We start from the raw sequence: 15,065 nt of genomic DNA, 5'->3' as shown, positions 1-15,065 counted from the left end.
GCGCTGTATCGCCAGGTGGTGACACATTGCGAAGGTCATCGATGAGCTTTTCGATCGCACTTCACCCGGTTTACTGTCGGAATTCCGGCGCCATTCGTGGGATGACTTCGGGCACTGCCGCGCGCGCCGCCGGACGGCGTGACGACGGCTGGTCGTTGCCCCGAAAACGGCATTCAGGTATAACTTCGCATGATGGATTTCAAGGACATCTCGTACACGTACGCCGATGCATGAGCTGTCGGTCTGCGCAGCGCTGGCCGACCTCGTCACCCAGCGCGCGGGCGACCGCCCGGTCACCACGATCAGCCTGCGGATCGGGCGCCTGCGGCAGATCGTCCCGGACACCCTGGCCTTCTGCTGGCGCATGGTCATCGCCGAGACCGTCCTCGACGGCTCGCGGCTGGAGATCGAGACCGTCGACGCCACCGTCTCCTGCGCCGACTGCGGCCATGTCAGCCGGATCGACCCCGATCCGCCCCTGTTCGTCTGCCACGGCTGCGGCGGCTTCTCGCTGACCGTGCTCACCGGCGAGGAGTTCCTGCTGCTCGCCCTCGACCTAGCGGAGATATGACGATGGGCCGGTTCCACCGCCACGACGACGGCACCGCACACAGCCACGACGGCGGTGCCCACGACCACAGCGGCTACGCCACGGGCGCGCAGCGGATCCAGGTGCTGGAGCGCATCTTCGGCGAGAACGACCGCACCGCCGCCGCCAACCGCGCCGACTTCGCCGCCCACGGCGTGCACGCCGTCAACGTGATGTCCTCCCCCGGCGCGGGCAAGACCACGCTGCTGCGCCAGACGTTGCGGCGGCTGGACGGCGTACGCGTAGGGGTGCTGGAGGGCGACATCCATACCAGCATCGACGCCGACCGGCTGGGCGGGCTCGGGGCGGCGATCGCGCTGGTCAACACCAGCAACGGGTTCGGTGGCGAGTGCCATCTGGACGCCCCGATGGTCCGCTCCGCGCTGCCCCGGCTGCCGCTGGCCGACCTCGACCTGCTGCTGATCGAGAACGTGGGCAACCTGGTCTGCCCGGCCGAGTTCGACGTCGGCGAGGCCGCCCGCGCCATGGTGTACGCCGTCACCGAGGGCGAGGACAAGCCGCTGAAGTATCCGGTGATGTTCCGGTCGGTGGAGCTCGTCCTGATCAACAAGATCGACCTGCTGCCGTACCTGGACTTCGACCTGGACGCGTTCCTGACCAACCTGCGCGCGGTGAACCCGGACACGCGGACGCTACGGCTGAGCGCCCGCACCGGCGAGGGCGTCGACGCCTGGGTCGACTGGCTGCGAGCGCAGGTTCCGGCGGCAGCCGCGGCCTGACCTCCACGCTTTGCCATAGACGCTGGCCTATGACGACTATTTCGATCCACGAAAAGTCTTTGAGATAGGCCACCGTTTATGGAAAACCGGCGGGCCCAGGTGGTGCCGTAGGCGCCCGGTCGGGCGGCCGATAGGCTGCGAGCCATGACCAGCAGCGGCAACGCGGGCGGCGCCGCCGACAAGGTGCTGTCGGTGCTGGAGGCGCTGGCCGGGCACCAGCGGCTGGCCGAGCTGGCCGCCGCGACCGGGCTGCCGAAGTCCACCGTGCACCGCATCCTGCAGTCGCTGGTGGCGCGCGGGTTCGCCGCCGCCGACGGGCACGGCGGCTACCTGCCCGGCCCCCGGGTGCTGGCGCTGGCCGGACGGGTCATGGGGGCACTGGACCCGACCCGGGCCGCCCGGCCGGAGCTCGAAGCGCTGCGCGACCGCACCGGGTTCACCGTCCACCTCGGCCTGCACGACGGCGACCGCGCCGTGTACGCCGACAAGATCGCCGGTCCGCAGCCGTACGACATGCGCTCGCGGGTCGGGCAGAGCCTCGACCTGCACTCGACCGCGATCGGCAAGGCGATCCTGGCGCGGCTGCCCGACGCGCAGGTGCGCGAACTGGCCGCCCGCACCGGCCTGCCCCGGCACACCCCGCGCACCGCGTCCGGGGTAAAGCCGCTGCTCGCAGCCCTGGAGCAGGTGCGCGTGGACGGCTACGCCGTCGACGACGAGGAGAACGAGCCGGGCCTGCGCTGCGTGGCGGCGGCGGTGACCGGCACCGAGGGCAGGGTCGTCGGTGCGGTCAGCGCCTCCGCGCTGGTGCTGGAGCTGCCCGCCGAGCGGGTGCCCGCCCTGGGCGCGCAGGTACGCGCCGCGGCGGAGCGCATCTCCGCCTCACTCGGCTCGCCCGCCTAGGATCGTCGGTCGCGGTCGCGGTCGTCTGCTCGGGTGCGAGTGCCTGGGCTGACCGCAAACTACGATCATCGGCCCGCCCCGACGCACGGGGCGGGCGGGGCCGGGCAAGCGAGGTGGGGCAGGACGGGTGGGCCGGTCAGGCGGAGGCGGTGAGGTGGGCGCGGGTCTGGGCCAGGGTGGGTACCAAGCCGGTGCCGCCGCGGCCGCCCAGCGCCAGCGAGGCGGCGGCCGAGGCCAGCCGGGTCGCGTCGAGCAGCCCGTCGCCCAGTGCCAGCCGGGCGGTCAGGGTCCCGGCGAAGCAGTCGCCCGCCCCGGTCGCGTCGACCAGCGCGGGCGCGGGCACGACCGGCAGATCCAGGCCCCGGCCCTGATCGGAGAGGTACAGGCCGTCGGCACCGCGGGTGATCACCGCGTACGGCACGCCGAGCCGGTGCACGTGCCCGGCGGCGGTCGCCGCGTCCACGCAGCCGAACAGCGCGGACGTGTCGGCCGGTGCCGAGGGCAGCGCCACGGTCAGGTCGGACGCGAGCTCGGCGAAGAGCGCGCTCGCCCGCTCGGCGGTGGTGAGCCGGGGACGGAAGTTCGGGTCGTACACGACGTGGCCGCCGGACTGCCGCACCTGCCGCGCGGCCGCGCGCACCGTCCGCGCGCACGACTCGGACAGCCCGGCGGTGATCCCGCTGAACAGCAGCGCCTTCGTCGCGCCGAGCACCTCGTCGTCCAGATCGGACGGATCGAGGGTGGTGGCGGCGCTGCCCGCGCGCAGGTAGGCGAAGCCGCGTACCCCGGCCGGGTCCGCGCCGAGGACGTACCCGCCGGTCTGGCCGCCGACGCGCCGCACCAGTGCGGTGTCCACGCCGCGCGCCGCCAGGAACGCGACCAGCCGGTCGGCGAGTTCGTCGGTGCCGAGCCGGGTCAGCAGCGCGGTGCGCGCTCCGGCCGCCGCGGCGGCGACGGCGGCGTTGAGCGCGTCACCGGAGAAGCCAAGCGTGAACGTGACCGCCTCGGTCAGCGGCTCGGCCGCGGCGAACTCCAGCAGCGGCTCGCCGACGACCACGACGTCGTAGCTCATGCGGTGCCCAGTTCGTGCCACACCTGCGGCAGCCGGTCGAGGTCGCTGCCGATGCCGACGGCGATCGCCCCGGCCGACAGCCACGCGGGCACGTCGGCGAGCTTGATGCCACCGGTGGGCATGACCTGGCTGCCCGCGGGCAGCACCGCCTGCACCGACTTGAGGTAGCTCGGGCCGACCGCGTGGGCCGGGAACAGCTTGGCGATGCCGTGCCGAGCAGCGGCGGCGATCTCGCCGGGGGTGAACCCGCCCTCGCACAGCGGCACGCCGCGCGAGTCGGCGTACGCCCGCACGTCCGGCACGGGCCACGGGCTGACCAGGAAGTCGGCCCCGGCGTCGCAGGCGGCACGGGCGACGTCCGGCGCGCAGACCGTGCCGACCCCCAGGACCGCGTGGGGGTACGACGCCCGCAGCCGCCCGAGCACACCGGCCCAGTCCGGGGTGTTCGCGGTCAGCTCCACCACGGGCAGCCCCGCGTCGAGCAGCGTTCGCGCGACCGCCTCGGCTTCGGCGCCGTCGGCGCGGCGCAGCACCGGCACGACCTTGGCGTGCCGCAGACTTTCCACCAGAGATTCCATCGGGCGGAACGATAGTCCGTCTGATGGAATCAGGCAACCACTCGGCCGCCAGGTGTCAGCGCGCGCTGAGCGCCGGGATGACCTTCTCCCCGTATGCCCGCAGGGTCTGCTCCTTGGCGTCATGCTGCAGGTACACCGCGAACTGGTCCACGCCCAGTTCGCGCAGCCTGGTGAGCTTCTCGATGTGGGCGTCGACCGGGCCGAGCACGCAGAAGCGGTCCACGATCTCGTCGGGCACGAACCGGGTGTGGCTGTTGCCGGCCCGGCCGTGCTCGCTGTAGTCGTACCCCTCCCGGTTCTTGATGTAGTCGGTCAGCGCCCTCGGCACGGCGCCGGTGTCGCCGTAACGGGCCACGATGTCGGCGATGTGGTTGCCGACCATGCCGCCGAACCAGCGGGTCTGCTCGCGCTGGTGGGCCAGGTCGTCGCCGACGTACGCGGGCGCGGCGACGCAGAACTTCACCGCGAGCGGGTCGCGCCCGGCCCGTTCGGCGGCCGTGCGCACGGCCTCGATCATCCACGCGGCGATGTCGAGGTCCGCCAACTGCAGGATGAACCCGTCGGCGACCTCGCCCGTGAGCTTGAGCGCTTTGGGTCCGTATGCGGCGACCCACACGTCGAGTTTGGAGTCCGTCACCCACGGGAAGCGCAGCGTCGAACCGCGGTGCTCCACCTCGCGACCGTTGCCCAGTTCCCTGATCACGTGTACCGACTCGCGCAGCTCGGCGAGGTTCGTCGGCGGCATGCCCAGTGTGCGCCGGGCCGAGTCGCCGCGGCCGATGCCGCACACGGTCCGGTTGCCGTAGATCTCGTTGAGGGTGGCGAAGGTGCTGGCGGTGACGGTGACGTCGCGGGTGCCCGGGTTGGTCACCATCGGCCCGACGACCACCCGCTCGGTCGCGCCCAGGATCGCGCTGTAGATGACGTACGGCTCCTGCCACAGCAGATGCGAGTCGAACGACCACACGTGGCTGAACCCGGCGGCCTCGGCCTGCTGGGCGAGCTCGACCACACGACTGGCCGGCGGATCGAGCTGGAAGACGACTCCGATGTCCATACCTGCCCCTACACCAGATAGCTCGACAGGCCGCGCCGCAGATAGCGGCCGTGACCCTTGCGTCCGTGATACTCGCCGCCGGACAGGAGCACGCTGCCGCGGGAGATGACGGTGTCGACCTTCCCAGCGATCTCAAAGCCCTCGTAGGCGGAGTGGTCCATGTTCATGTGGTGCGTGTGCACGCTGATCGTGGTGCGGCCGCTCGGGTCGTACACCACGATGTCGGCATCGGCACCCGGGGCGATGACACCCTTTCGGGGATACAGGCCGAACATGCGCGCCGGCGTGGTGGCGATGGTCTCGACCCAGCGTTCCAGGGACAGCTTGCCGTCGACGACGCCCTGGTAGAGCAGGTCGACGCGGTGCTCGACGCCGCCGATGCCGTTGGGGATCTTCGAGAAGTCGCCCAGCCCGAGCTCCTTCTGGTCCTTGAAGCAGAACGGGCAGTGGTCCGTGGAGACGATCGCGAGATCGTTGCTGCGCAGCCCGCGCCACAGGTCCCGCTGGTGCGGTTCGTGCCTGGAGCGCAATGGCGTGGAGCAGACCCATTTCGCGCCCTCGAACCCCGGCGCGCCGAGCTGGTCCTCCAACGTCAGGTAGAGGTACTGGGGGCAGGTCTCGGCGAAGACGTTGCGGCCGGTGTCACGGGCCTGCGCGACGGCTTCCAGGGCTTGCGACGCCGACAGGTGCACGATGTAGAGCGGGGTGTCCCCGGCGACCTGCGCCAGCGAGATCGCCCGCCGGGTCGCCTCGGCCTCCAGCTCCGCCGGGCGGGTGAGCCCGTGGTGGACGGGGTCGGTCTCGCCGCGGGTCAGGGCCTGGCCGATCAGCACGTCGATCGCGATGCCGTTCTCCGCATGCATCATGATCATGGAGCCGTTGTCACGGGCCTTCTGCATCGCACGCAGGATCTGGCCGTCGTCACTGTAGAAGACGCCCGGATACGCCATGAACAGCTTGAAGCTGCTGATGCCCTCGGCGTCGACCAGGGTGTCCATGGCCTTGAGCGACTCGTCGTCGACGCCACCGATGATCATGTGGAAGGCGTAGTCGATGTGGCAGTTGCCCTCGGCCTTGGCGTGCCAGGCGGCCAGCCCGTCGTGGACGTTCTCACCCGAACGCTGCACGGCGAAGTCGACGATCGTGGTAGTCCCGCCGAACGCCGCCGCGCGGGTCCCTGACTCGAACGTGTCGGAGGCGAACGTGCCGCCGAACGGCAGCTCCATGTGCGTGTGCGCGTCGACGCCGCCCGGGATGACGTACTTGCCGGTCGCGTCGACGATCCGCGCACCCGGTACGTCCGGCGCTCGGCCGGGCGCGAACAGCGCGGTGATCGTCTCGCCCTCGACCAGGACGTCGGCGGCGTGCCGACCGCTGGCTGTGACGACGGTGCCGCCGGTGATGAGGATCGACATGGTGGCCTCCGCGCTCACGCCTGGACCAGCGGGCCGTACGCGTCGGGGCGGCGGTCGCGGTAGAACGCCCACCGGTCGCGCACCTCGGCCAGCAGCGCCAGGTTCAGGTCGCGCACCACCAGCTCTTGGGCGTACGCGTCGGCCGGCTCGCCGACGAACCTGCCCTCCGGGTCGACGAAGTACGAGGTGCCATAGAAGTCGTTGTCACCCAGGTCTTCGACGCCGACCCGGTTGATCGCGCCGATGAAGTACTCGTTGGCCACCGCCGAGGCCGGCTGCTCCAACTTCCACAGGTACGACGACAGCCCCCGGCTGGTCGCCGACGGGTTGAACACCAGCTGCGCCCCGGCCAGCCCCAGCGCCCGCCAGCCCTCGGGGAAGTGCCGGTCGTAGCAGATGTACACCCCGACCTTGCCCACCGCCGTGTCGAACACGGGATAGCCCAGGTTGCCGGGCCGGAAGTAGAACTTCTCCCAGAAACCCCGCACCTGCGGGATGTGCGTCTTGCGGTACTTGCCGAGGTAGCGGCCGTCGGCGTCGATCACGGCGGCGGTGTTGTACAGCACTCCCGGCTGTTCCTGCTCGTACATCGGCAGGATCATCACCAGGCCCAGTTCTCGCGCCAACGCCTGGAACCGCTCTGTCGTCGGGCCGGGGATCGACTCGGCATAGGAGTAGAACTGCGCGTCCTGCACCTGGCAGAAGTACGGGCCGTAGAACAACTCCTGGAAGCAGATCACCTTGGCGCCCTGCGCCGCCGCCTGCCGGGCGTACTCCTCATGCGCCTTGATCATCGACTCTTTGTCGCCTGTCCAGGTGGTCTGGACGAGGGCGGCGCGGATGCTATCCGGCATGTCTCGAACTCCGTCCTACTAACGTTCGGCCCAACGACACGACTGCTCGCCAGTCGGCCGGCGGCCCGCAACGCGCGTCAGCCAGGAGGGGTTCACGTCGATGCGGCGCTGGATGCGGACGACGAGGTCAGCATGCAAGGAGTCAACACGCACGGCGGCGGACGAGGAATTGGCGCATGACCCGACATCCATGCGCCGCCGCGGTGCACCGTTCATACGGTCATACAAACCGACGGGAACAGAGCTCGCCTTGTCCCCACTGTCCGGACACGACGGAAAGGGCGCGACTCCGAACCGGAGCCGCGCCCTTCCTCTCAGGTACCTACGGAGTGGTGCAGGCGAACACGGTCGGCAGCGAGTTGTCGCCGGCCCCACGGGTCGCCTGGAGACCCCAGGTGGTGCTCTGGCCGGGGCTGAGGGTGCGGTTCCAGTCCACGTTCGCCTCGGTCACGTTCTGGCCGCTGACCGCCGCCGTCGCGGGCCACGAGCCGGTGTGGGCGTGGCCGGAGGGCAGGGTCACCGTGGAGTGCCAGCCGTTGAGCGTGGTCGAGCCGCTGTTGGTGACGGTCACCGTCAGCACGTACCCGCCGGCCCAGGAGCTCTGCACCGAGGTGGTCGTGGTGCAGCCGCTGCCGCCGCCACCGCCGGAGGTGGTGGTGACGTTCACGATGCCGGAGTAGCCGGAGGCACCGGCCGAGTTGGTCGCCCGCACGCGGTACCGGTAGGTGGTGTTCGCGGCCAGCCCCGAGTCGCTGAACGACGTGCCGGTCGGCGCACCCACCTGCGAGAAGCTGGTGCTGGACGCGCCGGTGGCCCGCTCGACCTGGTAACCCGAGACCGTGCCGGACGAAGCCGCCCAGCTCAGCGACAGCGACGACGCGGTCACGTTCGACGCCGTCGGCGTGCCCGGCGTGCCCGGCACCTGCGTGCCGCCACCGGTCGTGACCGAGGCCGAGAACGAGTTCACGGCCAGGCCGACGCCGCCGATCCACGGCTCGAAGCCCGCCTGGACGCTGGTCAGGTACCAGTTGGTGTTGCCGTACACCGAGCCGCGGGAGAACGTGTCGTTGATGAAGTCCTTCACGTCGAAGGTCAGCGACGTGACGGGCGAGCCGGTGAACAGGTACGACACGACGTTGTTGCCGCCGTTGTTGCCGGTCCACACGTTCCAGCTGCGCCCGGCCAGGTTCGCGGTGCCGGTCTGGGAACCGATCGGCTGGATGCTGCCCTGGCGGTTGAACCAGATCATGATCTCGGTGTCCTGGACCCCGCTGACGTTGGTGTCGGCGTTGAGCCAGATGTCGTACGCCGCGTCCCAGGTGCCGCTGGACGGGTAGGACACGCTGAGGCTGCTGCTGGCGGTGCCGATGGTGCTGATCTGCTTGGGCAGCGGCGAACTCGGGCTGCAGTTGCTGTAGTGGCAGCCGAGGAAGATCGACGGGTACGACACCGGGGCGCCGGAGGTGTTGCCGGTGCCGTCCTGCTGGGTGATCGAGAACCCGTTGCTGGTGGTGTTGATGCACTGGGTGGCGGTGGTGCCCCAGCGGTTGTTCTGGATGACATAGTTGCCGGCCACGACCGTGCCGTACTGCTCACAGATGGTGGCCGCGTGCGCGGGCGTCGCGGCGACGAGCCCGGCGGCGGTGGCGCCGACGGTCAGCAGGACCGCCGAGGCGAACCTGGTGAGCCGGTGCTTGGTGACTCGCATATCACTCCTTGGGCAGGGAGGAGGGATCAGGAGGGAACGGATGTGGGAGCGCTTCCACCGCGTACCATAGGCCACCGTCGAACTGCCTGTAAACAGCGATGCCCGCCGATGGCATGTTTCGGCTGGATGTCGGGCGGCGCACGGATGTGTCACGTCCGGTCGATCTGGACGAACGCCCGGGAAACAGGAAGCGCCGACCGACCGCACCGCCCGGAATCCGGCCGTGAAAGTTACACCGGCTCGGCGACGGGCGTGCCCACCTCACCGAAGCGCGCCAGCGCCAGCGCACCACCCACGGCCAGCACGAACCCGGCCAACGCCACCGGCACGAAGCCCGGCCGGGCCCCGTCGCCGAGCACCAGCACCCCGGCCAGCGCGGGCAGCAGCGTCTCCCCCACCACCATCCCGGCCGTCGCCGTGGTCACCGATCCGCTCGACAGCGCACTGGTCCACAGCAGAAACGCCACCAGCCCGGACGCCGCGACCAGATACGTCGCGGGCTCCCGCAGCAGCCGGGCCGGGGACAGCTCGGGCAGCGTACGCGCGGCCAGGGCCAGCACACCGAAGCACAGGCCCGCACAGGCGCCCATGGTCACCGTACGCAGCCGCACCGGCAACCTGCTCGCCGCCGCCCCCAGCAGCCCCAGCCCGACCAGGCATCCGCCCAGCGCCAGGAAGAAGCCGCGCGGCACCGCATGAGCGCCCTCCGGCCCGGCCGACACGCCCAGCGCGGCCAGCCCAAGGCAGACCGAGACCACCGCCAGCCACTCGCCGCGACCCAGTCGCTCGCGCATCACCACACTGGCCGCGATCGCCGTCACCGCCAGGCTCGCCGCCACCGCCGCCTGCACCAGGAACAGCGGCAGTTTGCGCAGCGCCAGCAGCTCGAACCCGAAGCCGAGCAGGTCCACCAGGGTGCCCACCACGAACGCCCAGCTGCGTAATGCGCGCAGCAGCAGCGCGACGTTCGGGCCGCCGCCCGCCGACATCCGGCGCAGGCCGACCGCCTGCATCACCGAGGCCAGCCCGAAGCAGATCGCCGCCGCCAGCGCCCCCACCAGGCTCAGGACCAGCATGAATCTCATGTTTGCACAGCGTGCGGGGGCTGGTCCGCCCGTTCCGCCCAGGCTGTCCGGAGCACGGGCGATCTCGCCCAGGAGCAGCGCGCCGGCCAGATCGTGTCGCGCGCAGGTGGAAGTGCCGCCGGGCGGCGCGCCCAAGTTCCGCCGCCCGGCGGCACCTTCCCGGCGCCATCGCCGCCCCGCGAGGGCAGCGGCGATGGCCTTTCCGCCGGGCGGGCACTGCCCGGCGGCCGGGGACGGCAGGCCCGCTCTGAGCACCCGCGCGGGCGGGCCTGCCGTACGTCGTCACGACAGCGGCGGGTAGGCGTTCGCCATCAGCTGCCGGAACTGGGCGGAGAACCAGTGGCCCGAGAGCGGGGCGTTGGGCAGCGCGCCGGTCATGCTGTTGCCGTTACGGGCGTTGCCCGTGTACGTCGGGTCGCACATCCGGTCGAAGCCCTTGCCCTCGCTGTTCGGGATCTGGCTGCTGGAACCGTCGGACTCGCCCGGCGGCTTGATCCAGACGTACGCGTCGATGCCGGTCGCGGGCGCCGAGCGCGGGCGCTCGCCGAGGCCCGCCCCCGCCTGGTTGCACCAGTTGCCCTTGTGGATACGCCGGTCGATGCGCGACTGGTCCACGAACGTGTTCAGGTCCGTGGAACTGCTCGCGGCGGTGGGCCGGGTGGTCTGGATCGGTTGGCAGGGGGTGACGACACAGCTGCCCCAGCCGTTGCGGGAGGTGTCGATCAGCATGCCGATGCCGGACTGGAAGCCCGCCTGGATGAGCCGCTGGCGGAACGCCTGCGCGAATGCCAGCTCCTCGTTGTACCGGTTCCAGTCGATCCAGCGGGTCTGGCGCAGCTGCTCGGTCACCGCGCCGACGTACGGCTCGGTCAGCGCCGAGTAGTTGGCCGTGTCGGTGATGAACCCGTGCACGTTGGCCACGGTGCTGCCGGAGGCGGTCGCCGCCTGGAACATGATGGTGGCGGTGGCCCCGAAGTTGTCGTCCCAGCCGATCCAGCCGTGGTGTGCGGCGTCGATGTAGTTGTAGACGTTCGGGATCGCGCCCAGCTTGGCCAGGGCATAGCCGACGCCGTCGACGTAGCCGTGGTTGGCCAGCATGGTGTCGCACATCGCGGTGGCGGTGGCGCGGCCGTTGGTGTTGGTCACCAGGTTGGGCAGCGAGTCGATCTCGACGATCGTCACGATGCGCAGGCTGGCGTAGGCGGGCCGGGCCATGATCGCCGCGATGGCGTCGATGTACTCCGACTTGTAGCGCGGCAGGTCGTTGGGGCCCAGCTCGCCGTTGGAGGCCAGCGCGGCGCAGTCGCGGCCGGGTAGGTCGTAGATGACGATCTGGATCACCATCGGTGCCGAGCCGTTGGCGGCGTCCTGGCTGACCGCCTCGTTGAGGTGGTCCACCAGGCCCATGGTGCCGGTGGTCGGGCTGCCGTTGCCGGCGATGGCGCCGATCTGGTCCAGCCATACCCCGGTCGGCTGGTTGGCGATCCGGCTACCGCCGGGCTCGGCCATTGCGCTGGCCCGCCACTGCGGGTTGTTGTAGACCCCGGCGCCCTGGTACGGGTTGTCGACCCGGTTGCAGTTCGGCTGGCAGCCGCCGCCGTCGTTGTCGGACTCGGTGACGGTCGTGCTGGTGTTGCCCGCCGCCGAGGTCGCCGAGACGGTGGCGGTGCCGTTGGTGGTGTCGGTGTCCTCGGCCGCCGACACGGTGACGGTGACGCCGGAACTCCAGTTCGCGGTGGTCAGGGTCAGGCTGCTCGCCGAGATCGTGACGTCGGCGTCGCCGGACTTGCTCAGGGTCACCGCGACGTTGCCGCTCGGTGCCGCGCTGAGCTTGTACGTCAACGTGCCGGTGCCGCCCTCGTTGACCACCAGCGAACCCGCGCTCACCTGCAGCACCGGGTTGCCGGTGCCGCCGCCGACGGTGAAGGTCACCGCGGCCGAGGTGGTCGACAGGGCCGGGTTGCCGTTGTCGACGGCGGTGGCCGTGGCGCTGTGCCCGCCGTTGGCCAGTCCGGTCGCGCTGAAGCTGTACGGCGAGCTGGTGTCGGTGCCGACCAGGTTGCCGTCGACGCGGAACTCGACCCGGGCCACGCCGCTGTTGTCGGTGGCCGTGGCGGCCAGCGGCACGGCGGCGCCGGAGGCGAAGGTCTGCCCCGGCGTCGGGCTGGTCAGGGCGACCGAGGGCGGGGTGTTGCCGGTGCCGCCGCCGTTGCAGGTGACCCCGTTGACGGCGAAGCTGGTCGGGTTGGTGTTCGTGCCGCTGTAGGAGGCGTTGAACCCGATGCCGACCGAGCCGCCGGTGGCGACGGCGCCGTTGTAGGACAGGCTGGTGGCGGTGACGTTCTTGCCCGACTGGCTGTAGTTGGCCGACCAACCCTGGATGCCGGTCTGGTTGCCCGGCCAGGTGAACGTCAGCGTCCAGCTGGTCCACGCGTCGCCGGTGTTGTTGATGGTGAGGTTGGCGCCGAATCCGCTGCCGTTGTCCCAGGCTTTGGTGTAGGTGACCTGGCAGGCGACCGCGGCCTGGGCCGGGGTGCCCGCGGTGGCGACGAAGGCGCCTACCAGCGCGCCCACGCCGAGCAGCGACAGCAGCCTGCGACGCAGGTTGTGCACGGATCTGTTCACGGTGGACTCCTCGAGCCGGCCCGGAACCGCGACGGTCCGGGCGTGCGAGGGCCGGGCGGTCGTCGCACGGCCGCCGTGGCCCCGGAAAGGGAGCACCCGCCTGACCCGGACAGGCTGGTCTTTCTCGGCACCGTCCGGGAGGGATCCCGGTGCCCTCGGCACCGCCGCGCCGCAGCCGCGTACGCGGTAAACCAGAGTGTTACATCAGCGTTTCCTTTGAACAATGCCGGTCGATGTCATTGGCATAGATTGTTTGACGGCCCGCCGAATCCCGGCCTTCGGGACACGAAAGACGCCGGCCACCGCGAAGGTTCGCGGTGGCCGGCGCCTACCGGCGGGACTCAGCCCACCGGTCTGAGCCCCCTCAGCTCAGGGTGAGCGCGGTGTCGTCGACGACGAACGAGGTCTGCAGGGAGGCATCCTCGGTACCGGTGAACTTCAGGGTCACCGTGGAGCCCGCGAACGACGAGACGTCGACCGTGCGCAGCAGGTAACCGGTGTTCTTGTTCAGGTTGGAGTACGACGCGACGGTGGTGGCGCCCATCGCCACGACCAGCTTGTCGTAAGCCGTCGTGGTGGTGGTCTCCGCCGTGTCGATGTGCAGGTAGTACGTGAGCGTGGCGTGGCAGCCCGCCGGGATCGTCACCGACTGCGACAGCGTGTCGGTGTGGGTCGCGCCGTAACCGTCCAGCCATGCCTTGTACGAGCCGCCGTGGGCGGCCTCGCCCGCGTCGGTGGTGATGACGCCGGAGCTGGAGGTCCAGCTGACCGCGCCCGATTCGAAGCCCGGGTTGAGCAGCTTCTGGCCGGAGCAGGTGCCACCGCCGCCGCCCGTCGGGCTCGGCGACGGGCTGCTCGTGCCGCAGGTCGGGTCGCCGGTCTGCGCCGGAACGCTGACGGCGTTCCAGGCGGCCTTCGTGGCGTTGAACAGCCCGCAGGTGGCGTCCAGGTTCTTGGCCGAGGTCAGCGTCCAGGTGCGGTACTTCAGGTACGAGCTGCTGGACGTCTTCATCAGCATCGCGTTGTACATGATCTTGATGGCGTTCTGGATGCCGACACCGGTCACGGTGGTGCTGTTGCAGGTCGGGCTGGTCGGCTGCCCGTTGGTCGGGTTCGAGCCCATCGCCAGCAGGTAGAACCAGTGGTTGCCGGGGCCGGCCGCCGCGTGGACCTCCTCGCCCGGGATGCTGCTGGAGTAGCAGTTGTCGTCACCGGCCAGCGACGGGTTGTACATGTAGCGGATCGGGCCGCTGCCGACCAGGTTGATCTCCTCGCCGACCTGGAAGTCCGGCGGGTCGTAGGCGGAGCCCTCGTTGGCGTACCACTCGGTCGCCGCGCCGAAGGTGTCGGCCACGAACTCCTGGGTGTTGCCGCCCGAGATGCCACCGGGGGTGTTGTCGTCGATGCCGTGGCCCATCTCGTGACCGACCACGTCCATCGAGCTGATCCAGGCACCGGCGGTGTTCTTGCCGATCTGCACCTGGGTGCCGTCGTAGTACGCGTTCTGGTCGTTGAGGCCGACCCGGATCGGCCACGCGCCGCCCGAGCCGTTCATGCCGTTGCGGCCCAGCCAGGAGCTGAGCATCGCGGCCTCGGTCTGCGCGGCGAACAGCGCGTCGACGCAGCCGGTCTCCTTGTTGGTGCCGGTGCCGTTGCCCCAGGTGTCGGTCGACTTGCTGAACGTCGTGTTGGTGGCGGCGTCCTGGCAGGGCATGTTCGTGGGCGAACTGCCCTGCATCTTGTAGGTGCCACCGGACAGGGTGGTCTGCAGGGTCAGCGGGTTCGGGCCGTTGATGGCGCCGGTGCCGGTGCCGCGCGTGACGTGCTCACGGGAGCCGAGCACGGTGCCGGTGAGGGCGTCGACGTAGACGGTGAGGCGGCTGACGCCCTCGGCGCCGGTGCCGTTGACGGTGGTCGCCCAGGCCAGGCGCGGGGTGGCGCCGAGCGCGTGCACGACCAGGGAGGTGGCCTCGGTGCCGGTCACGGTCTTGAGCTGGGCCTGAGCAGTCTTCACCGCGGCGGCCTGGTTGACCTTGGGCAGCACGCCCAGGCCGGTGATGGCCTTGTCCTGCGCGACCGAGGACGCCTTGAGCGCGCCCGCGCTGTCGGTGACGAGCACGAAGTCGCCGCCGACGACCGGCAGGCCGCGGTAGGTCCGCTCGAACGGCACGTACTGCATGCCCGCCGAGGAGATGACGTCCTTCTGGATGAACGCGTCGTCGGCGCCTGCGTGCAGGTAGGCGGGGCGAGCGGCGACGAGGCTCGCGGCAGAGTTGGCAGCTGCGGCACGAGCCGTCTCAGGGGTTACCGGAGACGCGGCGGCGGGCGTGAACGCCATGGCGGTGGTGCCCGCCAACGCCATCGCCGTGGCCGTGAGGATCGCGCCCACGGCCGAACGTCGTGACATTCTCACGTGTCCCTCTTCCTTGGAGGGTTGGG

General features: G+C 70.6%; 11 protein-coding genes and 2 pseudogenes. 3 read left to right on the top strand and 10 right to left on the bottom strand.

All coding sequences use genetic code 11. The features are described 5' to 3' along the window. Nucleotides 1–226 precede the first annotated feature (226 nt). The 3 genes from KUA19_RS23440 (at nt 227) to KUA19_RS23430 (ending at nt 2,232) form a co-directional block, all read left to right on the top strand. Entirely contained in the window at nt 227–571 is a 345-nt protein-coding gene (locus tag KUA19_RS23440; RefSeq protein WP_217398970.1) for a hydrogenase maturation nickel metallochaperone HypA, read from the top strand. Nucleotides 572–573: 2 nt separating this feature from the next. Then, nucleotides 574–1,329, top strand: a complete 756-nt coding sequence (gene hypB / locus KUA19_RS23435; protein WP_217398968.1) for a hydrogenase nickel incorporation protein HypB — start codon at nt 574–576, stop codon at nt 1,327–1,329. 144 nt (nt 1,330–1,473) lie between these two features. Continuing rightward, complete coding sequence (locus tag KUA19_RS23430; protein WP_217398966.1) at nt 1,474–2,232, top strand: IclR family transcriptional regulator; 759 nt, start codon at nt 1,474–1,476, stop codon at nt 2,230–2,232. Nucleotides 2,233–2,368: 136 nt separating this feature from the next. On the opposite strand, the gene KUA19_RS23425 is transcribed toward KUA19_RS23430, so the two are convergent. The 10 genes and pseudogenes from KUA19_RS23425 to KUA19_RS23385 form a co-directional block, all read right to left on the bottom strand. After that, on the bottom strand, nt 2,369–3,304 hold the full coding sequence (locus tag KUA19_RS23425; RefSeq protein WP_217398964.1) for a sugar kinase: 936 nt from the start codon (nt 3,302–3,304) through the stop codon (nt 2,369–2,371). After that, a complete protein-coding gene (locus KUA19_RS23420) occupies nt 3,301–3,882 on the bottom strand; it encodes a bifunctional 4-hydroxy-2-oxoglutarate aldolase/2-dehydro-3-deoxy-phosphogluconate aldolase (RefSeq protein ID WP_217398962.1) in 582 nt (193 codons plus the stop codon). Before KUA19_RS23420 ends, KUA19_RS23425 begins: the two co-directional genes overlap by 4 nt. A gap of 55 nt (nt 3,883–3,937) precedes the next feature. Next, nucleotides 3,938–4,939 (bottom strand): TIGR03842 family LLM class F420-dependent oxidoreductase, encoded by a 1,002-nt coding sequence (locus tag KUA19_RS23415; RefSeq protein WP_217398959.1) that lies wholly within the window; start codon nt 4,937–4,939, stop codon nt 3,938–3,940. An 8-nt stretch (nt 4,940–4,947) separates the two neighbouring features. After that, nucleotides 4,948–6,354: a dihydropyrimidinase gene (hydA, locus tag KUA19_RS23410; protein WP_217398957.1), complete on the bottom strand. Its 1,407-nt coding sequence runs from the start codon at nt 6,352–6,354 to the stop codon at nt 4,948–4,950. A 14-nt stretch (nt 6,355–6,368) separates the two neighbouring features. Then, on the bottom strand, nt 6,369–7,208 hold the full coding sequence (locus tag KUA19_RS23405; protein WP_217398955.1) for a nitrilase-related carbon-nitrogen hydrolase: 840 nt from the start codon (nt 7,206–7,208) through the stop codon (nt 6,369–6,371). A gap of 322 nt (nt 7,209–7,530) precedes the next feature. Then, nucleotides 7,531–8,916, bottom strand: coding sequence for a GH12 family glycosyl hydrolase domain-containing protein (locus tag KUA19_RS23400; protein WP_217398954.1), 1,386 nt, complete (start codon nt 8,914–8,916; stop codon nt 7,531–7,533). 230 nt (nt 8,917–9,146) lie between these two features. Then, nucleotides 9,147–10,001, bottom strand: a complete 855-nt coding sequence (locus KUA19_RS23395; RefSeq protein WP_254549957.1) for a DMT family protein — start codon at nt 9,999–10,001, stop codon at nt 9,147–9,149. Nucleotides 10,002–10,283: 282 nt separating this feature from the next. Further along, nucleotides 10,284–11,695: pseudogene (locus KUA19_RS45240) on the bottom strand (glycoside hydrolase family 6 protein); the annotation flags it as partial. A 298-nt stretch (nt 11,696–11,993) separates the two neighbouring features. After that, nucleotides 11,994–12,575, bottom strand: a pseudogene (locus KUA19_RS45235) (cellulose binding domain-containing protein); the annotation flags it as partial. Between the two features lie 415 nt (nt 12,576–12,990). Beyond that, nucleotides 12,991–15,033: a M4 family metallopeptidase gene (locus tag KUA19_RS23385; RefSeq protein ID WP_217398952.1), complete on the bottom strand. Its 2,043-nt coding sequence runs from the start codon at nt 15,031–15,033 to the stop codon at nt 12,991–12,993. Nucleotides 15,034–15,065 lie beyond the last annotated feature (32 nt).

Origin of the sequence: Catellatospora tritici (assembly GCF_019083965.1) — a bacterium.
GTDB classification, from domain to species: domain Bacteria; phylum Actinomycetota; class Actinomycetes; order Mycobacteriales; family Micromonosporaceae; genus Catellatospora; species Catellatospora tritici.
The sequence above is the reverse complement of the archived record's forward strand: the minus strand, read 5'-3'. Positions and strand labels throughout refer to the sequence as shown.

What these genes read in the sequence shown, in the direction of transcription:
- hypB (WP_217398968.1), top strand. Translation starts at nt 574, where the DNA reads ATGGGCCGGTTCCACCGCCACGACGACGGCACCGCACACAGCCACGAC.
- KUA19_RS23420 (WP_217398962.1), bottom strand. Translation starts at nt 3,882, where the DNA reads ATGGAATCTCTGGTGGAAAGTCTGCGGCACGCCAAGGTCGTGCCGGTG.
- hydA (WP_217398957.1), bottom strand. Translation starts at nt 6,354, where the DNA reads ATGTCGATCCTCATCACCGGCGGCACCGTCGTCACAGCCAGCGGTCGG.
- KUA19_RS23440 (WP_217398970.1), top strand. Translation starts at nt 227, where the DNA reads ATGCATGAGCTGTCGGTCTGCGCAGCGCTGGCCGACCTCGTCACCCAG.
- KUA19_RS23430 (WP_217398966.1), top strand. Translation starts at nt 1,474, where the DNA reads ATGACCAGCAGCGGCAACGCGGGCGGCGCCGCCGACAAGGTGCTGTCG.
- KUA19_RS23415 (WP_217398959.1), bottom strand. Translation starts at nt 4,939, where the DNA reads ATGGACATCGGAGTCGTCTTCCAGCTCGATCCGCCGGCCAGTCGTGTG.
- KUA19_RS23385 (WP_217398952.1), bottom strand. Translation starts at nt 15,033, where the DNA reads ATGTCACGACGTTCGGCCGTGGGCGCGATCCTCACGGCCACGGCGATG.
- KUA19_RS23400 (WP_217398954.1), bottom strand. Translation starts at nt 8,916, where the DNA reads ATGCGAGTCACCAAGCACCGGCTCACCAGGTTCGCCTCGGCGGTCCTG.
- KUA19_RS23405 (WP_217398955.1), bottom strand. Translation starts at nt 7,208, where the DNA reads ATGCCGGATAGCATCCGCGCCGCCCTCGTCCAGACCACCTGGACAGGC.
- KUA19_RS23425 (WP_217398964.1), bottom strand. Translation starts at nt 3,304, where the DNA reads ATGAGCTACGACGTCGTGGTCGTCGGCGAGCCGCTGCTGGAGTTCGCC.
- KUA19_RS23395 (WP_254549957.1), bottom strand. Translation starts at nt 10,001, where the DNA reads ATGAGATTCATGCTGGTCCTGAGCCTGGTGGGGGCGCTGGCGGCGGCG.